The organism is Pseudonocardia sp. TMWB2A, assembly GCF_017312135.1.
The window spans coordinates 5,238,434-5,256,622 of sequence record NZ_QKQY01000002.1; the positions used below are offsets into that span (position 1 = coordinate 5,238,434).

Consider the following 18,189-nt stretch of genomic DNA (forward strand, 5'->3'; position numbering starts at 1 on the left):
ACGACAGGGTCGGGCCCCGGGCGCCGCCCGGGGCCCGACCCCTTCTCAGCCCAGCACCTCGGCGGCGCGCCGGGCGAGCCGGAACTTCTGGACCTTGCCGGTCGGGGTGGTCGGCAGGTCCTCGGCGGTGGTCACCAGCACGTGCTTGGGCACCTTGAACCGGGCGAGCTTCTCCCGGCAGAGCGCCAGCACCGCGTCGGGGTCGACGGTCGCGCCCGGCTCCGGGACGATCCACAGGCACCCGACCTCGCCCCACCGGTCGTCCGCGACACCGACGGCGTAGGCCTGGCTGACCCCGGGGTGGCGGGTGATCAGCTCCTCGATCTCCTTGGGCATCACCAGCTCGCCGCCGCTCTTGTAGAGCTCCTTGCTGCGGCCGGTGATCTCCAGGTAGCCGTCGTCGCGGACCCGGCCCAGATCGCCCGAGAACACCCGGCCCCCGCGCAGGGCGGCGGCGGTCTCCTCGGGCTTGTCCCAGAACCCGAGCATGTGGGTGGGCCCGGACGACACCAGCTCCCCCTCCGTCCCGGCCGGCAGCTCCTCGCCGGTCATCGGGTCGCAGGTCCGGTAGTGGCACAGGTCGCCGTCGTGGTCGGGCAGCCCGGCCACCCCGGCGCGCTTGACCCGCCCGACGGTCGCCGAGTGCTGCTCCAGGGGGTCCTCGGGCAGCGTCATCGTCATCGCGCCGCCGCACTCGGTCATCCCGTAGCCGGTGGTGATCTCGGAGATCCCCAGCTCGGCGCGGACCCGCTCCCACAGCCACACCGGCGCGGGCGCGGCGCCGGAGAGCACGGCGAACACCGAGGACAGGTCGCGCGCGGAACGGTCGGGGTGCTCCAGCAGGGCGACGGTCATGGTGGGCACGCAGAGGATCTCGGTCGCGCGGTGCCGCTCGATGCCGTCGAAGTAGTCGGCCGCGGAGAACGCCAGCCGCGGGACGATCGCCCCGCCGACGAACATGGCCGCGACCAGGCCCTCGACGTAGCCGAACATGTGGTAGCAGGGCAGCGAGAACAGGATGCGGCGCCCGTCCTCGAAGGCGCGGGTCAGCGCGGAGGCGTAGCCGGTGCGCAGGACGGCGTCGTGGGTGATCATCACCCCCTTCGGCGACCCCGTGGTGCCCGAGGTGTAGAGGATGTCGCCCAGGTCGCCCGGGGCGACCCCGGTGGACCCGGCCGCGACCGGCTCGCCGAGGGCACCCAGCTCCTCCACCGTCGTCACGTCGGGCCGGGCCGGGCGCACCGTCGGCAGCTGGACGACCGCGCGCAGGTCCGGGAGCTCGGCGGTGGGGCCGTGCTCCCAGCCGGGGGCCACGTCGTCGAGCAGGGCGAGGTGGTCGAGGTCGCCGTAGCCGGTCATCGTGACGAGCACCGTGCAGCGGGACTGGCGCAGCACGTAGGCGAGCTCGTCGCGGCGGTAGAGGAAGTTGAACGGGATGGCGACCGCGCCGGCCCGCGCGACCGCGAACTTGAGCGGGACGAACTCCAGGTGGTTGGCCATGAGCAGGCCGACCCGGTCGCCCGGGCGGACGCCGAGCGCGGCCAGCCCGCCGGCGAGCCGGGCCGTCAACTCGGCGGCGCCGGCGTAGTCGAGGGTGCGGTCGTCGGTGACGACGAGCGGCCGGTCGGGGAACTCGCGGGCGCAGTCGTCCAGGAACCCGTCGAGCGTGCGGGGCTGCCACGTCGGGTGGCGTGCCTCCAGGGCCGCTCGGCGGTGCGCGATCGGGGCGGGCATCGTCGGCCTCCTCGTCGATGTTTAATCGCTCGTAGATTAGACACCGCTGGATGGAGCGGGCAATCGTCCGTCCGGCCCACACCGGGGCCCGGCCGGAGCGCGTCTCCCGAGCCGGCCGACCGGCTGTTGACCCGGACGTGATCGGGACGCGACGCTGATGTCACGGCGGTGCCGACGATGGTGTGGGCCCGGCGGACCACGGAGGCGCGGCATGACGGTGTGGGACGTGTCCTCCCAGCCCGCGAGCGAGCAGTTCGCGTACTGGAGAGAGATCATCTGCGAGGCCTTCGTCCCGCTGTCGCCGGCGCCGACCGTCGCGGGTCACGGCTTCGCGAGCCGGGTCGAGACGCGGTCGCTCGACTCGGTCGTCCGGGCGTCCCTCGGCTCGCAGCCGCAGACGACCATCCACGGGCGCCGGGAGGTCGCCAGGACCGACGGTGACTACGTCTTCGTCAACCTCCAGACGGTCGGCGAGTGCGGGGTGGAACAGGCCGGTCGCCGGTCGGTGGTGCGGCCCGGCCAGTTCACCGTCGTCGACACCACCGAGCCCTACCGGTTCGCGTTCGACGCGCCGTGGGAGATGGTGTCCTACCGGGTGCCGCACGCGCTGTTGAGCAGCCGCCGTGACACGGTCCGGGACCTGCTCGCCGGGGCCTGGGGCGCCGACGGGGCGGGGGCCGTGGTGACCGGTCTCGTGCGGGCCATGTGGGAGGTCGAGCCCGGGCCGGGCGCCCCCGACGTCGAGGCCGCCCTCGTCTCGGCGCTGTGCGGCGTCGCCGGCGGGCAGGGCGCCGCCGCGAGGGACCCGCGGGCCGCGCTGCGGACCGCGGCCCTGCGCTGCATCGACCGCGGTCTGGGGGACCCGGCACTCGGCGTGGCGTCGGTGAGCCGGGAGCTCGGCGTCGCTCCGCGCACGCTGCACGCCGCCGTGAGCGCCGGCGGCGAGAGCTTCGCCGCGCTGCTGCGCCGCCGTCGGATGGAGCGGGCCGCGGCGCTGCTCGCCGGCCCGGGCGCCGCGCCGGCGGTCACCGAGGTCGCCGCGGCGGTGGGGTACGACGGCCCGTCGTCGTTCAGCCGGGCCTTCCGGCGTGCGTTCGGCCGGTCGCCGAGCGAGGCCCGCCGCGATGCACGAACTGCACGGGAAGCGTGCACGGACTGAACGGACCGACCGGTGTCCCGCCGTGAGACTGGCGTCGATCGCATGACTGACGACGGAGGTCGACGATGGCGGTGTCGTTCTCGCTCTCACCCGAGCAGGAGCAGCTGAAGAAGGTGGCCCGGCAGTTCGCCGAGGCGCACCTGGCGGATCTGGCCGAGGCCGTGCGGAACGAGCCGGATCCGGCCCGGCGTGCCGACCTCGCCCGGCCGGCGTTCGAGCAGGCGGTGGCGGCCGGTTTCCTCAAGGGGCTGATCCCGGTGCCCTTCGGCGGCGCCGCGGGCAACGGCGTCGACGCCGCGATCCTGATCGAGGAGTGGGCCGCCCACAGCCCGGACTTCGTGATCTCGATGGCCGGGCCGCTGATCGCGCTGGTGCCGGTCTACCAGGTCGGCACCCCGGAGCAGATCGAGCGCTTCGTCGCGCCGTTCCTGGCCGATGCCGGCGCACCGGTCGCGGCGATGGCGTACTCCGAGCCGGGTGGCAGCGCGAACTTCGACGCGCCCGCCCCGGCCGAAGGGGTCCGGACCACGGCGGAACCGGACGGCGACCACTACCTCGTCAACGGGACGAAGGCGTGGGCGTCGCACCTGCCCGGGTGGGACGGTGACGGTCCCGACATCATGACGATCGTCTGCCGCGCCCCGGGCGGGGTGTCGCTCGTCGTCGCCGAGCGGGAGCACCTGGCCGGGCACATCGAGGTCGAGCACCTCTACGACCTGCCCGGCCTGCGCGGGTGTCTCACCGCACGGATCCGGCTGCGCGACGTCCGCGTGCCCCGCGGCAACCTGCTCGGCACCGAGGGGCAGGGCGTCGAGCTGACCCGTGCCGCGTTCGTCGGCAGCGGGGCCTCGATCGGCACGTTCTCCGTCGCGGCGATGCGCCGGGCGTTCGAGATCGCACTCCGGTTCGCGACCACCGAGCACCGGGGCGGCGCCGTCCCGATCATCGAGCACCAGGCGGTGGCCGACGTCCTGACGAACGCGAAGGCGCGGATCGAGTCGGTCCGGCTGCTGTCGTGGCGGGCGCTGGACGCGGCCCTGTCCGGTGACCCGCACGGCCTGGAGTGGGCGCTGCACGCGAAGGTCCTCGGCTCCGACACCGCGGTCGAGGTGATCAACGACCTGATCCGGGTGGTCGGGGTCTCGGCCTACGACAACGGGTTCCCGCTCAAGCGGCTCCTGGACGAGGCGCTGGCCTACCCGGTGATCGAGGGGTCCAACATCGGGGTGCGCCGGCGCCAGATGCAGACGCTGCTGTCCGGCGCCGGGTACGACCCGCTCGCGGCGTCCGGGATGTCCTGAGGTCCGGAGGTCCGCTGCGCGACGCGGTGTGCCCGGCCGCGTCGCGCACCGCGGGCCCACCGTCCGGGACTCCGCCGACGGGACGACCCGGGACCCCGTGGTGCGACCGGGTGCCGATGTCGCCGGCGGACCGCGGCCGGTCACCGGGCCGGGTGCGGCTACGCCTCCTGTGCCGCCCCCGAGGCCAGCAGGGCGTCGACGTCCAGGCCGGCGCCGGCCAGCACCTCCCGGGTGTCGCGCCCGCGGGCCGGTGGCGCGGCGGGTGCGGCGACGGGGTGGCCGGAGAACCGGGGCGCCGGGCCGGGCTGCAGCACCCCGCCGGTGTCGGCCACGCTCCCCCGGGCGGCGACGTGCGGGTGGGCGGCGGCCTCGCGCAGCCCCAGCACCGGCGCGACGCAGGCGTCGGTGCCGTCGAAGACGGCGGTCCACTCGTCGCGGGTGCGGGTGGCGAAGCGCGCGGCGAGCGCGGCCCGCAGCGCGGGCCACCGGCTCCGGTCCTGCTGGTCCTCCGGCGCCGCCACCTCGCGCGGGATCTCCAGCAGCCGTAGCAGCTCGGCGTAGAACTTCGGCTCCAGCGACCCGACCGCCATGTGCCCGCCGTCGGCGGTCGCGTAGACCGCGTAGAATGGGGTGCCGCCGTCGAGCATGTTGACCCCGCGCCGGTCCTCCCAGCGGCCGGAGCCGAGCATGGCGTGGATCGCGGCGAGCAGGTGCGACGCGCCGTCGACGATCGCGGCGTCGACGACCTGGCCGCGCCCGGTGCGCTCGGCCTCCAGCAGCGCCGCGAGCACCCCGATCACCAGGTAGGTGGACCCGCCCCCGAAGTCGCCGACGAGGTTGAGCGGGATCTGCGGCGGGCCGCCCGCCTCGCCCATGGCGTGCAGGGCGCCGGTCAGCGCGATGTAGCCGATGTCGTGGCCGGCGGTGTGGGCGAGCGGGCCGTCCTGACCCCAGCCGGTCATCCGGCCGTAGACCAGCCGGGGGTTGCGCGCCCACACCGCGTCCGGCCCCACCCCCAGCCGCTCGGCGACGCCCGGCCGGTTCCCCTCGACCAGCACGTCCGCGCGTCCGGCGAGGGTCAGCACGGCCTCCACCGCCTCGGGACGCTTGAGGTCCAGCACGACCGACCGCTTGCCGCGGTTGAGCACGTCGGCCGCGGGCGGCGCCGTCGAGAGCGGCCCGGCCGCGGGCCGGTCGATCCGGATCACCTCGGCGCCGAGGTCGGCCAGCGCCATGCAGGCGAACGGCCCCGGCCCGATGCCCGCCAGCTCGACGACCGTCCGGCCGGCCAGCGGTCCACGACCGCGCTCCACCTCGTCCATGCCACGCCTCCAGGTCTTTTTTCTTATTACGATTAGACAGTAGCCTGACGCGATGACGGACGGACCGGACCGGCGACGGGGGCCGCGCCGCGCGGGCACCGGGTCCGCGCCGCGCTCGGCGCGGACCCGCGAACGGATCCTCGACGCCGCGGCGGTCGTGCTGAACCGCAGCGGCTACGCCGGCACCCGGCTGCTCGACATCGCCGGGCTCGCCGGCCTCCAGGCCCCGGCGATCTACTACCACTTCGCCTCCCGCGACGAGCTGATCCAGGAGGTCGTGCAGGTCGGGCTGCGGCGCACGATGGCCCACGTCCACGACGAGCTCGCCGCCCTCCCGGACGGGACGCCGCCGATGGACCGGATCGCCACCGCGGTGCGCGCCCACCTGGAGATCGTGCTGCGCGACTCGGAGTACGCCGCCGCGGCGATCCGCAACGCCGCCCAGCTCCCGCAGGGCATCCGCGACGTCCAGCTGCGCGACCAGCGCCGCTACGGCGCCCTGTGGCGCGGCCTGGTCGACGACGCACGGGCCGCTGGGCAGCTCGACCCGGAGCTGGACCCGCACGCGGCGCGGATGCTGGTGATGGGGGCGCTGAACTGGGCGCCGGAGTGGTGGCGCCCCGACCGCGGCGACCTCGCCGACACCGTGCGCACCGCGCAGACGATCGTGCGGGAGGGTCTCGCACCGGGCGGTTGACCCGGCCACGGCATTAATTTACTGTCGATTAAAAGAAGCGATCGAAGGAGATGACCCGTGGCGCCCATCGAGTCCGACACCGCGTTCGACGCGCTCGTGGTGGGAGCGGGGGCCGGTGGCCTGTTCGCCGCCGCCCGGCTGGCCCACGCCGGCTACCGCACCCTCGTCGTGGAGCGGCTCGACAAGGTCGGCGGTCGCGCCTCGACCACCGACATCGACGGCTTCCTCGTCAACGACGGGGCCATCGTGATCGAGGTCGGCGGGATCACCGAGGAGACCTTCGCCGAGGTCGGCGCCGAGTTCGACGTCCGCACCCCGCAGGTCCCCGTGCTGTACCGGGTCGGCGGGAAGAACCTCGACGTCACCCGCGGCGGCTGGGGCATGCTGCTCTCCCAGCTCACCCGGCAGGGCGCGAAGCTGCTCTCGGGCATCGGCGCCGCCCGCACCGACGACGACGCGCTGCCCGGCAGCGAGATGTCCACCGCGGAGTGGGTCGGGAAGTACTCGAAGAACGAGGCCGTCCAGGGCGTGTTCCGCAACATGTGCGCCTCGGTGTTCGCCGTCGGCTCCGAGGAGCTGCCCGCCCGGGTGTTCCTCACCTACTTCACCCGCAAGTCCGCGTTCAAGCGGTTCGGGTTCTGCCCCGCCGGGACCATCGGGGTCTGGCAGTCGCTGGCGGACTCCGTCGCCCGCAACGGCGGGCAGGTGTGGCTGTCCTCGGAGGTCGAGCGGCTGCACGTCGCCGACGGCCGGGTCACCGGCGCCACCGTCGTCCGCGACGGGGAGCGGGTCGAGGTCACCTGCCGGGTCGCGGTCAGCGACACCGGTCCCGCGGGCACCGTCGCCATGGTCGGCGAGGAGAACCTGCCGGCCGACTACCGCGAGCAGGTCCGGATCAAGGACCGTCCGTGCTCGATGCTCGCGGTGAACTTCGCCAGCCGTGAGCGCCTGGTGGACGTGCCGGGGATGCTGCTGTTCTCGAAGTCCGAGCGGCTCTGCTACGTCGCGAACTTCACCGACACCTGCCCGGAGATGGCCCCCGACGGCTGGAACCTCTACGTCGCGGCGTCGGTGCCCAAGCCCTCGGTCGGCGACTTCGACGCCGACGCCGAGGTGGCGCTGCTGAAGAAGGACCTCCAGGAGCAGGTCCCCGGCTTCGACGGCGCCCGGATCCTGTCCGTGGCCGTCATGCGCGACGGCTGGCCGCCGCAGCGCGCCGTCGCCGGGTACGACCTGACCTCGGAGACCCCGATCGCGAACCTCTGGAACGTCGGCGACGGCGTCAAGGAGTACGCCAACGGTGGCACGACGGCGTGCGCGGAGACCGCCAAGCTCGTCACCGAGCGCATCCTCGCGGACTTCCCGCTCACCGCGACCGTCTGACCTCCGCTCCCCGCCGACGCGCCGTCGCCCGTGCCCGGGTGGCGGCGCGTCGGGCGTCTCAGGTGGTGGCGTAGCGGCGGACGCCGTCGGCACCGTCGGCCGCGACGAGCTCCCCCGCCATGACGAGCACGTCGAGGTGGGCCGCGATCTCCAGCACCGCCAGCGCCGCGTGCTCGGTCGCCAGCTGCGACACGTGCTGCGCGCGCCGGGTCCACGGCAGCGCCGCGGCGACCGCCCAGGCCGTGTCGTCCCCGGCGCGGACCCGGTCGGCCGCGGCGGCCAGGCGCTGCTCGTGGTGGGCCAGCAGCTCGTCGACCCGGGTGTGCACGCTGCGGGTCACCGGCCCGTGTGCGGGCAGCAGCAGGGCGTCGGGCAGGTCCCGGACCAGCCGCAACGAGTCCAGGTAGCTGCGCAGCGGGGTGGGCTCGGGGGCGCGCTCGTAGCCGATCGAGGGCGTGATGTGCGGGAGCACGTGGTCGCCGGCGAACAGCGCGCCCCGTGCGGTGTCGCGCAGCACGACGTGTCCGCGGGTGTGCCCCGGGGTGGCCCGCACCTCCAGGTCCCCCCGCCCGGTCGGGACGGTCCCGCCGTCGTCGAGCCAGACGTCCGGCGGACCCCACGGGGTCGTGTCGGACTGCTCGATCGCCGCCACCAGCGCGGCGTACTCGCGTGCGAGGTCCGCTGCGCCGGCCCGGGCCACCAGCGGGGGCTGCGGGGCCGGGTGGTCGAGGGGGTGGGTCTGCGCGGTGACCGTCGGCTCCTCCCCGCGGCCCAGCAGGACCCGGGTCCCGTGCTCCGCCCGCAGGGTCAGCGCCTGGGTGTAGTGGTCGTGGTGGGCGTGGGTGACCACCACCTGCGCGACGTCGGCCGGGCCGTACCCGAGCGCGCGCAGCCCGCGGGTGAGGGCGTCGCCGTCGGCGCCGGCCCAGCCGGAGTCGACCAGCGTCGGGCCGTCGGCGCCCTCGATCACGTACACGTTGACCGCGCGCAGGCCGTCGGTGGGCAACGGCAACGGGATCCGGTGCACCCCCGGCAGCACGGGGTGCGCCCCCGGCTCGGTCCAGTCCTGCGTCTGCTCGGCGAGCTCCACGGTCACACGGTCTCCTCTGTTTTCGAATCTGAGTTCAATGTAGGTTGCGGGGGTGACCCCGCGCTACGAGGACCTGCGCTACACGACCGGCGACGGGCTCGCCCGGATCGAGCTGCACCGGCCGGACGCCCTGAACGCCTGGACCCCGCAGATGGGCTCCGAGCTGCTGGACGCGGTCCGCCGCGCGTCGGCGGACGACACGGTGCGGGCGGTGCTCGTCACCGGGGCGGGCCGCGCGTTCTGCGCGGGCGCCGACGTGAAGAACGCCCGCGACCTGACCCCGGAGGGCGACCCGGACCTGTCGAGCCGGCTGCGCGAGATCTACAACCCGATCGTCACCGGGATCCGGGCCGCGCCGAAGCCGTTCGTCGCCGCGGTCCAGGGCGCCTGCGCCGGGCTCGGGGTGTCCCTCGCCCTGTCCTGCGACCTGCTCGTCGCCGCCGACGACGCCTACCTGCTGCTCGCCTTCGTCCGGATCGGGGTGATGCCCGACGGTGGGACGACCGCGTTCCTGGCCGAGCGGATCGGGCTGACCCGGGCCGCCGAGCTGTGCATGCTGGGCGACCGGCTGCCCGCCGAGACCGCGCTCCGGTGGGGCCTGGTCAACGCCGTGCACCCCGTCGGGCGCCTCGCCGCGGAGGCGGAGACCCTCGCACAGCGGCTCGCGCAGGCGCCGACGGTCGCGCTGGCGAGCACCAAGCAGGCGCTCGGCGCCGCGGCCCAGCGACGCCTCGCCGACCAGCTGGAGCTGGAGGCGACGCTGCAGCAGCGCCACGCCACGACCCACGACTACGCCGAGGGCCGGGCCGCGTTCGTCGAGAAGCGGCGGGCCGTCTTCCGCGGGTGCTGACCCGCGGGGGCGGCCCGCCGTCCCCTCAGAGCCGCTCGATGATCGTCGCGTTGGCCATGCCACCGGCCTCGCACATCGTCTGCAGGCCGTAGCGGCCGCCGGTGGCCTCCAGGTGGTGCAGCATCGTCACCAGCAGCCGGGTCCCCGACGAGCCGAGCGCGTGGCCCAGCGCGATCGCCCCGCCGCGCGGGTTGAGCCGGGCCGGGTCCGCGCCGAACTCGCGGGCCCAGGCCAGCGGGACCGGCGCGAACGCCTCGTTGACCTCGTAGGCGTCGATGTCGCCGATGCCCAGGCCGCTGCGGGCCAGCACCGCGTGCGTGGCCGGGATCGGCCCGGTCAGCATCATCAGCGGGTCGTCGCCGACCACGGAGAACGCGTGGAACCGGGCGCGCGGGCGCAGGCCCAGCTCCACGGCGCGGCGCTCGCTCATGACCAGCACCGCGGACGCACCGTCGGTCAGCGGCGAGGAGTTGCCCGGGGTGATCTTCCAGTCGACGTCCGGGAAGCGGGCGAGGGCCCCGTCGGTCCGGAACGACGGCCGCAGCCCGGCGAGGCCCTCGGCGGTCGTCGTGCCGCGGACGGTCTCGTCGGTGACCAGGTCCGGTGCCTCCGGGACCGCGACGACCTCGGCGTCGAAGCCGCCCTCGGCCCAGGTCGCCGCGGCCCGGCGGTGCGACTCGGCGGAGTAGGCGTCGAGCTCGTCGCGGTCGAGCTTCCAGCGCTGGGCCACGAGCTCGGCCGAGATGCCCTGGTTGACCAGGCCGTCCGGGTAGCGGGCCGCGTGCCGGGCCCCGGCGCCGGCGCGCGCGCTGCCGATCGGCACCGCGCTCATCGACTCCACCCCGGCCGCGATCACGACGTCGTGCACGCCGGCCATGACCGCCTGCGCGGCGAACGCCGCGGCCTGCTGGCTGGACCCGCACTGCCGGTTCAGGGTGGTGCTCGGCACGCTCTCCGGGAACCCGGCCCCGAGCACCGCGTTGCGCCCGATGTTGCCGGCCTGCTCCCCCACCTGCTGGGCGCAGCCGACGATCACGTCCTCGACCAGCGCGGGGTCGATGCCCGCCCGCTCGACCAGCGCGACGAGCTGGCCGGCGAGCAGGTCGGCCGGGTGCACCCCGGACAGCCCTCCCCCGGCCTTCCCCTTGCCGACCGGGGTCCGGACGGCCTCGACGACGACGGCGGTGCCCATCAGAGCCGCTCGATGATCGTGACGTTGGCCTGGCCGCCGCCCTCGCACATGGTCTGCAGGCCGTAGCGGCCCCCGGTGCGCTCGAGCTCGTGCAGCATCGTGGTCATCAGCCGGGCGCCGGTCGCGCCGAGCGGGTGGCCCAGGGCGATCGCCCCGCCGTTGGGGTTGACCTTGGCCGGGTCGGCGCCGGTCTCGATCAGCCAGGCCTGCACGACCGAGGCGAACGCCTCGTTGATCTCGACGGTGTCGATGTCGTCGATCGTCAGGCCGGTGCGCTTGAGCGCGTACTCGGTGGCCGGGATGGGCGCGGTCAGCATCCACACCGGGTCCGAGCCGCGCACCGACACGTGGTGGATCCGCGCCCGCGGGGTCAGCCCGTGGTCGCGCACCGCCGTCTCCGAGGCGATGAGCAGGGCCGCCGTGCCGTCGGAGACCTGGCTGGACACCCCGGCGGTGAGCCGGCCGCCGTCGGTCAGGGTCTTCAGGGCGGCGAGCTTCTCCAGGGAGGTGTCGGCCCGCGGGCCCTCGTCCCGGACGACCTCGCCGAAGGGCACGATCTCGCGGTCGAACCGGCCCTCCTCGATCGCGGTGAGCGCGCGGCGGTGGCTCTCCAGCGCGAAGACCTCCATGTCCTCGCGGGAGAGGTTCCACTTCTCGGCGATCATCTCCGCGCTGCGGAACTGGCTGATCTCCTGGGAGCCGTAGCGGGCCTCCCAGCCGACGCTGCCCGTCCACGGGTCGGTCGCCCCGAACGGCTCGCCCGCGCCGAACGAGGACAGGATCGGGTACTGGGACATGACCTGCACGCCACCGGCGACGACGAGGTCCTGGGTGCCCGCCATGACCGCCTGCGCGGCGAAGGAGACCGCCTGCTGGCTGGACCCGCACTGCCGGTCGACGGTGGTGCCGGGCACGGACTCGGGCAGCCCGGCGACCAGGGCCGCGGTGCGCGCGATGTCCCCGGCCTGGGCGCCGATGGTGTCCAGGCAGCCGTAGACGACGTCGTCGATCGCGGCCGGGTCGACGCCGGTGCGCTCCACCAGCGCCCGGATCGGGTGCGCGCCGAGGTCCGCGGGGTGCACCGCGGCCAGGCCGCCCTTGCGCCGGCCCACCGGGGCCCGGACGGCGTCGACGATGTAGGCCTCGCCCATGAGTTCCTCTTCCTGCGTCGATCAGTGGCCCGCCGCGACGGCCGCGGCGTTGCGCTCCTCGGCGAACGCGAGTGCGTCCGCCCAGCTCGTGCGGCGTCCGATGCGGACGCGGTACTTCATGACGTCGGCGCGACGGTCGAGCGTCAGCGCGCCGGTCAGCCGGTCCCCGGTGCGGTACAGGGCCACGAAGCGGCCCTCCTCCACCGAGCCGGAGACGACCCGGATCTCGTCGGCGGCGGCGACCCCGACGAACTGGATGCGGCTGGAGTACCAGTCCGACCAGAAGTAGGGCACCGTCTCGTAGGGCGTCGCCGCGGCCGGGTCGAGCGCGTTCCGCGCGGCGCGGGCGCCCTGCTCCGCGGCGCTGGTCCAGTGCTCGATGCGCATCAGGCCACCGGTCGGCAGGTCGGCGAACAGCGGGTTGCGCCAGCGGACGACGTCGCCCGCGGCGTACACCCCGGGCAGCGCGGTCGCGAGCGTCTCGTCGGCGAGGACGCCGTCCTGCAGCCCGACGCCCGAGCCCTCCAGCCACTCCGTGTCCGGGGTGGCCCCGATCCCGGCGACGACGAGGTCCGCGGGCAGCACGGTGCCGTTGCTCAGCCGGACACCGGTGACCCGGTCGGTCCCCTCCACGGCGTCGACGCCGACGCCGCAGCGCAGGTCGGTGCCGTGGGCCTCGTGCAGCCGGGACAGCGCCGCGCCCATCTGCTCGCCGACCGCGCGCACCAGCGGGGTGGGCAGCGCCTCGACGATGGTGGCGGGCAGTCCCCTCCTGCGGGCGCCGGAGGCGACCTCGGAGCCGATGAACCCCGCGCCGACGACGACGGTGCGGGCCCCCGCGTCGAGCGCGGCCCGCACGGCGGCGGCGTCGTCGAGGGTGCGCAGGGTGTGCAGCCCGGCGAGGTCGCCGGGCAGCCTGCGGGCCCGCGCACCGGTGGCGACCACCAGGGCGTCGTAGCCGATCCGTCGGTCGCCGACGACGACCTCGCGGGCGTCGGCGTCGAGCCCGGTCGCGGGCGCACCCAGCTCCAGGTCCACGCCGAGGTCGGAGCGCAGGTGCTCCTCCTCGCGGAAGCGGACGTCGGGGGCCTCCCCGTCCTCGAGGAAGGCCTTCGACAGCGGCGGCCGGTCGTAGGGCAGGTGCGGCTCGGCGCCGACCAGCGTCACCGGGCCGGTGTGGCCGGCGTCGCGGGCGGCCTCGACGGCCCGCAGACCGGCGAGGGACGCCCCGACGACCACCAGACGGGGACCGGAACGCGGCGGCATCGCAGCACCTTTCGTCAACCAGATTTGAATCGAGAATAAACTTATGCGAGATTCGACGTCAACGCCGGGGACGCCGTTCGGGAGGACGCGATGCACGCAGACCGAGCCACCTACCGGGTCACCGAGGGGGTGGCCGAGATCAGGATGACCCGCCCGGATGCGGGGAACGCGATCGATCCGGCCATGGTCGAGGCGCTCGACGCCGCGATCCGCACCGCGGAGACCGACGACACCGTGCGGTGCGTGCTGCTGACCGCCGACGGCCCGGCCTTCTGCGTGGGCGGTGACCTGCGGTTCTTCCGCAGCAACCTCGACGCGCTGCCCGAGCACCTGGACTCGATGATCAGCACCTGGCACCGGTCGGCCCTGCGCAGGCTGTCCGCGCTGCCGGTGCCCGTCGTCGCCGCCGCCCGCGGCGGGGTCGGCGGCGGCGGGCTGGGCCTGCTGTGGGGTGCCGACGTCGTGGTCCTCGCCGACGACGCCAAGCTGGCGACCGGCTTCACCCGGCTCGGCATGACCGGGGACGGCGGCAGCTCCTGGTACCTGCCGCGGCTGGTGGGCCTGCGCCGCGCGCAGGACCTGATGCTGCGCTCGACGCCGGTCGGCGCCGCCGAGGCCCTGGAGTGCGGGCTGGCCTCACGGGTGGTGCCCGGCGCCGAGCTCGAGGACACCGGCTGGGCGCTCGCCCGGGAGTTCGCCGCCGGGCCGACCTGGGCCTACGGCGGGATCAAGCAGCTGCTGCGCGACAGCGGCGACCGCACGCACGCGGACCAGCTGATGGCCGAGTACGAGCTGATGAGGGCCGGCGCCGGCCGCGCCGACGTCCGGGAGGGCATCACCGCGTTCGCCGAGCGCCGCGCCCCGGAGTTCGACGGCCGATGACCGCAGGAGAGGACACGATGGGCACGACCGACGACGAGACCGTGGTCCGCCGCCTCTACCCGGCGCTGGCCGAGGGCGACCGGGAGACCCTCGACGCGATCCTGCACCCCGACTTCGTCGGCGTGCTCGCCGACGGCATGCCCGGCGGCGTCGGCGGTGAGCACCGCGGCGCCGAGGCGATGCGCCGCGACGGCTGGGGCGGTATCGCCCGGAACTTCGCCGCCCGCGCCGAGCCGGAGCGGTTCACCCCGACCGCCGACGGCCGGATGCTGGTGAGCGGGCGCTACCGGGGGCGCGGGCGTCGCGGCGGCGGCGCGCTGGACGCGGCGTTCACCCACGTCGTCACCGTCGCCGACGGCAGGCTCACCCGGCTCGAACAGCTCACCGACACCGCGCGGTGGGCCGCGGCGGCGCCGCCGTACACGACCCTCGACGTGCGGGTCGCCGACGGCGTCGCGACCGTGCGGCTGGACCGGCCCGAGAAGCACAACGCCGTCGACGCGACGATGGGCGCCGAGTTCGCCCGGGCCGTCGACGCGCTCGCCCGGGACACGACGGTGCGCGCGGTCCTGCTGACCGGCGGGGAGAAGGTCTTCAGCGTCGGCGGCGACATCGGGCTGTTCACCGGCTGCCCGCCCGAGGAGCTGCCCGCGCTGCTGCGCGACCTCACCGACCTCTACCACCCCGCCGTCGAGCGGTTGTCCACGATGGACGCCCCGGTCGTCGCCGCGGTGCACGGCGCCGCCGCCGGGGTGGGGCTCGGCCTGGTGTGCGCCGCGGACGTCGTCGTCGCCGCGCAGGAGGCGGTGTTCACCACCGCCTACGGCGGCATCGGGCTGACCTCCGACGCCGGGGTGTCCTGGTTCCTGCCCCGGCTGGTGGGCCTGCGCCGGGCGCAGGAGATGTTCCTGACCGGGCGCCGGCTCACCGCGGCCGAGGCGCTGGACTGGGGCCTGGTGACGACGGTCGTCCCCGACGGCGAGGTCGACGCGGCGGCACGCGACTACGCGGCGTCGGTCGCGGCGGGGCCGACGCGGGCGTTCGGCGCGGTGCGGCGGCTGCTGCGGCAGAGCGGCGACACCGACCTGCACACGCACCTGGCCGACGAGCAGGACTCGGTCGTCGAGGCCGGGCGCGGCAGCGACCTCCTGGAGGGCGCGCGGGCGCTGGCCGAGCGCCGGCGGCCCCGGTTCACCGGGGCCTGAGCGCGGCGGGCCCGGCCCCGACGAGGCGCAGCGCGAAGTCCGCGAGCTGCCAGGCGACCTCGTTCTCCCCCGGGCCCGCGTCGTCGCGGAACCACACCGCGACGCCCATCCCCTGGTCGAGGATCGCGTACGACGCGAGCTGCGGCGACGCGACCGAGAACACCCCGGCGTCGGCGCCCTCGGCGATCAGCCGCCGGAAGCGCTGCTCGTAGTCGGCGCGCCTGCCGAGGATCTCCGACCGGTGCGGCTCGGTCAGGCTGCGCAGCTCCCGGTTGCCGACGAAGGCCTCCACGCGGTGCCGGGCGTGGTAGCGCACGTGCGCCTCGACGGCGCGGCGCAGCCGTTCGACCGGGTCGTCGATCCCGGCCACCGCGGCGTCGTGCTCGCGGATCAGCGCGTCCATGGTGGCGTCGATGACCGAGGCGAGCAGCTCCTGCTTGGAGCGGACGTGCTTGTAGAGGCTCGGCCCGCGGATGCCGACGGCGGCACCGATGTCGGCCATCGTCGTCGCCTCGTAGCCGCGGCGGGCGAACTCCGCCAGCGCCGCCGACCGGATCTGATCGCTCCGCACGGCTAGCAGTCTATAGCCGTGGTGTGAGATGTGGCTCCCGACGCTGTCCTCGCATGGTGCGATGCTGCTACAAGATGGCTAACACCCATTAGCCGATGGAGGAGACATGGCGGTCGACCTCGCCCAGGACGCGCACGTGCAGGACCTCGCGGAGCGGACGGCACGCTTCGTCCGGGAGGTGGTGGTCCCGGTCGAGGAGGCCCACGGCGGCGTCCTGCCGTCGGACGGGGAGCGGGTCCGGCTGCAGGACGCCGCCCGCGCCGCGGGGGTGTTCGCCCCGCACGCCGCCCCCGAGTTCGGCGGGCACGGCCTGGACATGTGCGGCCGCGCCGCGGTGTTCGAGGAGGCCGGCTACTCGCTGCTCGGCCCGATCGCGCTGAACATCGCCGCCCCCGACGAGGGCAACATCCACCTGCTCGAGCGGATCGCCTCCGAGGACCAGAAGGTCCGCTACCTCGCCCCGCTCGCCGCCGGGGACGTGCGCTCGTGCTTCGCGATGACCGAGCCCTCCCCCGGCGCCGGGTCCGACCCCGACGCGCTGTCCACCACGGCCACCCGGATCGACGGCGGCTGGCGCATCGACGGCCGCAAGTGGTTCATCACCGGCGCCGACGGAGCCGCGTTCGCGATCGTCATGGCCCGCACCACCGGCTCCCCCGGTGACCGCGGCGGGGCGACGATGTTCCTGGTCGACGCCGGCAACCACGGCATGAAGATCGGACGGCACATCCCGACGCTGGACGAGTCGCTCTACGGCGGGCACCTGGAGGTCGAGTTCTCCGACTGCCGCATCGGCGACGACGCGGTGCTGGGTGAGGTCGACGAGGGCTACCGCTACGCGCAGGTGCGTCTCGGCCCGGCCCGGCTGACCCACTGCATGCGCTGGCTGGGCATCGCGCGCCGCGCCCAGGACATCGCCGTGGCCTGGGCGGCGGAGCGGCGGGTGTTCGGGTCGCGGCTGGCCGACCTCGGGATGGCGCAGGCGATGATCGCCGACAACGAGATCGACATCGCGGCCGCGCGCGGGCTGATCCTGCGCGCCTGCTGGGAGCTCGACCAGGGCCGCCCCGCCGGGATGGAGGTCTCGATCGCGAAGACGTTCACGGCGGAGGCGGTGTGGCGGGTGGTGGACCGCTCGTTGCAGCTCAACGGCGGGCGCGGGGTGTCCGGGGACGTGCTGCTGGGCCGGTTCCTGCGGGAGGTGCGTCCGTTCCGGATCTACGACGGGCCGTCGGAGACCCACCGCTGGTCCATCGCGAAGCGCACCGTCGGCCGCTACCGCGCGGAGCAGGCCCGATGAGCGTCACCGATACGACCGAGACGCCCGGCACGACCGACGCCGTCGGCACGACCGACGGCCTGGACCTGGCCGCGCTGGACGTCTTCCTGCACCAGCACGTCGACGGCTACCGGGGCGGGGTCACCGCCGAGCTGGTCTCCGGCGGGCGGTCGAACCTGACCTACCGGGTCACCGACGGCGAGCACGTCTGGATCCTGCGCCGCCCCCCGCTCGGCACACTGACCCCCTCCGCGCACGACATGGGCCGCGAGTACCGGGTCGTCGCCGCCCTCGCCGGGTCCGGGGTCCCGGTCGCACCGGCGGTCGCGCTGGCCGACGACGCGGTACTCGGGGTGCCGTTCGCGCTCACCGGGTTCGTCGACGGGATCGTGGTGCGCAGCGAGGACGACCTCGCCGCCCTCGACGACCCGACCGTGCGGGCGACCGCGTTCTCCCTGGTCGACACCCTCGCCGCGCTGCACGCCGTCGACGTCACCACCGGCCCGCTGGCCGAGCTGGGCCGCCCCGCCGGATACCTGCGCCGCCAGGTCGAACGCTGGTACGGCCAGTGGCAGCGGGTCGCCACCCGCGAGCTGCCCGACGTCGACACCCTGCACGGCCTGCTCGACGCGACCTGCCCGGCCGAGAGCGACCACGCCGTCGTGCACGGGGACTTCCGCATCGACAACGCCATCCTCGACCGCGACGACCCCACCGTGGTCCGGGCGCTGGTCGACTGGGAGATGGCCACCCTCGGCGACCCGCTGGCCGACCTGGCCCTGCACGTCGTCTACGGCGACCCCGTGTTCGCCCCGGTCCTGGCCGGGGCCGCGGCCTCCACCAGCCCCCGCATGCCGGGTGCCGACGAGCTGGTGGAGCACTACGCCGCGTCGTCCGGGCGCGAGCCGCGGGACTGGGCGTTCCACCGCGGCCTGGCCTACCTCAAGGTCGCCGTCATCGCCGAGGGCATCCACGCCCGGCACCTGCGCGGCGACACCCGCGGCGACGGGTTCGCGACCGTGGGCGAGGCGACCGCACCGCTGGCCGCGGCCGGGGTCGTCGCCGCCCGCGGTTGAGCGACGGCGGGCCGGGCCGGCCTGCGTGGCA

At 75.0% G+C, this 18,189-nt stretch carries 16 protein-coding genes; 9 read left to right on the forward strand and 7 right to left on the reverse strand.

The window, feature by feature from the left end; genetic code table 11:
• Positions 1–45: 45 nt before the first annotated feature.
• On the reverse strand, positions 46–1,734 hold the full coding sequence (locus tag DMP17_RS39160) for a class I adenylate-forming enzyme family protein (protein ID WP_337832159.1): 1,689 nt from the start codon (positions 1,732–1,734) through the stop codon (positions 46–48).
• A 211-nt stretch (positions 1,735–1,945) separates the two neighbouring features.
• On the opposite strand from DMP17_RS39160, the gene DMP17_RS39165 reads away from it, so the two are divergent.
• Positions 1,946–2,893 (forward strand): helix-turn-helix domain-containing protein, encoded by a 948-nt coding sequence (locus tag DMP17_RS39165; protein WP_337832160.1) that lies wholly within the window; start codon positions 1,946–1,948, stop codon positions 2,891–2,893.
• 65 nt (positions 2,894–2,958) lie between these two features.
• Positions 2,959–4,194 (forward strand): acyl-CoA dehydrogenase family protein, encoded by a 1,236-nt coding sequence (locus tag DMP17_RS39170; RefSeq protein ID WP_337832161.1) that lies wholly within the window; start codon positions 2,959–2,961, stop codon positions 4,192–4,194.
• A 158-nt stretch (positions 4,195–4,352) separates the two neighbouring features.
• Here the strand turns inward: DMP17_RS39170 and DMP17_RS39175 are convergent, their stop codons facing one another.
• Positions 4,353–5,516 (reverse strand): CaiB/BaiF CoA transferase family protein, encoded by a 1,164-nt coding sequence (locus DMP17_RS39175; RefSeq protein WP_337832162.1) that lies wholly within the window; start codon positions 5,514–5,516, stop codon positions 4,353–4,355.
• A gap of 52 nt (positions 5,517–5,568) precedes the next feature.
• On the opposite strand from DMP17_RS39175, the gene DMP17_RS39180 reads away from it, so the two are divergent.
• Positions 5,569–6,213, forward strand: a complete 645-nt coding sequence (locus DMP17_RS39180) for a TetR/AcrR family transcriptional regulator (protein ID WP_226350367.1) — start codon at positions 5,569–5,571, stop codon at positions 6,211–6,213.
• A 57-nt stretch (positions 6,214–6,270) separates the two neighbouring features.
• Positions 6,271–7,596 (forward strand): phytoene desaturase family protein, encoded by a 1,326-nt coding sequence (locus DMP17_RS39185; protein WP_226350366.1) that lies wholly within the window; start codon positions 6,271–6,273, stop codon positions 7,594–7,596.
• A 58-nt stretch (positions 7,597–7,654) separates the two neighbouring features.
• Here DMP17_RS39185 and DMP17_RS39190 read toward each other — a convergent pair whose 3' ends face one another.
• Positions 7,655–8,692, reverse strand: coding sequence for an MBL fold metallo-hydrolase (locus tag DMP17_RS39190; protein ID WP_337832163.1), 1,038 nt, complete (start codon positions 8,690–8,692; stop codon positions 7,655–7,657).
• 46 nt (positions 8,693–8,738) lie between these two features.
• On the opposite strand from DMP17_RS39190, the gene DMP17_RS39195 reads away from it, so the two are divergent.
• The gene (locus DMP17_RS39195; protein WP_226350364.1) at positions 8,739–9,536 is read left to right on the forward strand and encodes an enoyl-CoA hydratase/isomerase family protein; all 798 of its coding nucleotides are present in this window, start codon (positions 8,739–8,741) and stop codon (positions 9,534–9,536) included.
• A 25-nt stretch (positions 9,537–9,561) separates the two neighbouring features.
• On the opposite strand, the gene DMP17_RS39200 is transcribed toward DMP17_RS39195, so the two are convergent.
• From DMP17_RS39200 to DMP17_RS39210, 3 genes are read right to left on the reverse strand one after another with little or no spacing between them, the layout of a single operon-like run.
• The gene (locus DMP17_RS39200) at positions 9,562–10,728 is read right to left on the reverse strand and encodes a thiolase family protein (protein ID WP_337832164.1); all 1,167 of its coding nucleotides are present in this window, start codon (positions 10,726–10,728) and stop codon (positions 9,562–9,564) included.
• Positions 10,728–11,879, reverse strand: coding sequence for an acetyl-CoA C-acetyltransferase (locus DMP17_RS39205; RefSeq protein WP_337832165.1), 1,152 nt, complete (start codon positions 11,877–11,879; stop codon positions 10,728–10,730). The genes DMP17_RS39200 and DMP17_RS39205 overlap by 1 nt, the downstream gene beginning before the upstream one ends.
• 21 nt (positions 11,880–11,900) lie before the next feature.
• The gene (locus tag DMP17_RS39210; protein ID WP_337832166.1) at positions 11,901–13,145 is read right to left on the reverse strand and encodes an NAD(P)/FAD-dependent oxidoreductase; all 1,245 of its coding nucleotides are present in this window, start codon (positions 13,143–13,145) and stop codon (positions 11,901–11,903) included.
• A 90-nt stretch (positions 13,146–13,235) separates the two neighbouring features.
• Between DMP17_RS39210 and DMP17_RS39215 the strand changes: the two genes are divergently transcribed.
• Together DMP17_RS39215 and DMP17_RS39220 are read left to right on the forward strand one after the other, a co-directional pair.
• On the forward strand, positions 13,236–14,027 hold the full coding sequence (locus tag DMP17_RS39215) for an enoyl-CoA hydratase/isomerase family protein (protein WP_226350360.1): 792 nt from the start codon (positions 13,236–13,238) through the stop codon (positions 14,025–14,027).
• Positions 14,024–15,232 (forward strand): enoyl-CoA hydratase-related protein, encoded by a 1,209-nt coding sequence (locus DMP17_RS39220; RefSeq protein ID WP_337832167.1) that lies wholly within the window; start codon positions 14,024–14,026, stop codon positions 15,230–15,232. The genes DMP17_RS39215 and DMP17_RS39220 overlap by 4 nt, the downstream gene beginning before the upstream one ends.
• Here DMP17_RS39220 and DMP17_RS39225 read toward each other — a convergent pair.
• On the reverse strand, positions 15,219–15,803 hold the full coding sequence (locus DMP17_RS39225) for a TetR/AcrR family transcriptional regulator (protein WP_226350358.1): 585 nt from the start codon (positions 15,801–15,803) through the stop codon (positions 15,219–15,221). The two genes, DMP17_RS39220 and DMP17_RS39225, sit on opposite strands and share 14 nt — an antisense overlap.
• Before the next feature lie 106 nt (positions 15,804–15,909).
• Here DMP17_RS39225 and DMP17_RS39230 point away from each other — a divergent pair, with 106 nt between their 5' ends.
• On the forward strand, positions 15,910–17,103 hold the full coding sequence (locus DMP17_RS39230) for an acyl-CoA dehydrogenase family protein (RefSeq protein WP_337832168.1): 1,194 nt from the start codon (positions 15,910–15,912) through the stop codon (positions 17,101–17,103).
• Positions 17,100–18,158, forward strand: a complete 1,059-nt coding sequence (locus tag DMP17_RS39235) for a phosphotransferase family protein (protein WP_337832169.1) — start codon at positions 17,100–17,102, stop codon at positions 18,156–18,158. The genes DMP17_RS39230 and DMP17_RS39235 overlap by 4 nt, the downstream gene beginning before the upstream one ends.
• Positions 18,159–18,189 lie beyond the last annotated feature (31 nt).

What these genes read in the sequence shown, in the direction of transcription:
- DMP17_RS39160 (WP_337832159.1), bottom strand. Translation starts at nt 1,734, where the DNA reads ATGCCCGCCCCGATCGCGCACCGCCGAGCGGCCCTGGAGGCACGCCAC.
- DMP17_RS39165 (WP_337832160.1), top strand. Translation starts at nt 1,946, where the DNA reads ATGACGGTGTGGGACGTGTCCTCCCAGCCCGCGAGCGAGCAGTTCGCG.
- DMP17_RS39170 (WP_337832161.1), top strand. Translation starts at nt 2,959, where the DNA reads ATGGCGGTGTCGTTCTCGCTCTCACCCGAGCAGGAGCAGCTGAAGAAG.
- DMP17_RS39175 (WP_337832162.1), bottom strand. Translation starts at nt 5,516, where the DNA reads ATGGACGAGGTGGAGCGCGGTCGTGGACCGCTGGCCGGCCGGACGGTC.
- DMP17_RS39180 (WP_226350367.1), top strand. Translation starts at nt 5,569, where the DNA reads ATGACGGACGGACCGGACCGGCGACGGGGGCCGCGCCGCGCGGGCACC.
- DMP17_RS39200 (WP_337832164.1), bottom strand. Translation starts at nt 10,728, where the DNA reads ATGGGCACCGCCGTCGTCGTCGAGGCCGTCCGGACCCCGGTCGGCAAG.
- DMP17_RS39205 (WP_337832165.1), bottom strand. Translation starts at nt 11,879, where the DNA reads ATGGGCGAGGCCTACATCGTCGACGCCGTCCGGGCCCCGGTGGGCCGG.
- DMP17_RS39210 (WP_337832166.1), bottom strand. Translation starts at nt 13,145, where the DNA reads ATGCCGCCGCGTTCCGGTCCCCGTCTGGTGGTCGTCGGGGCGTCCCTC.
- DMP17_RS39215 (WP_226350360.1), top strand. Translation starts at nt 13,236, where the DNA reads ATGCACGCAGACCGAGCCACCTACCGGGTCACCGAGGGGGTGGCCGAG.
- DMP17_RS39220 (WP_337832167.1), top strand. Translation starts at nt 14,024, where the DNA reads ATGACCGCAGGAGAGGACACGATGGGCACGACCGACGACGAGACCGTG.
- DMP17_RS39230 (WP_337832168.1), top strand. Translation starts at nt 15,910, where the DNA reads ATGGCGGTCGACCTCGCCCAGGACGCGCACGTGCAGGACCTCGCGGAG.
- DMP17_RS39235 (WP_337832169.1), top strand. Translation starts at nt 17,100, where the DNA reads ATGAGCGTCACCGATACGACCGAGACGCCCGGCACGACCGACGCCGTC.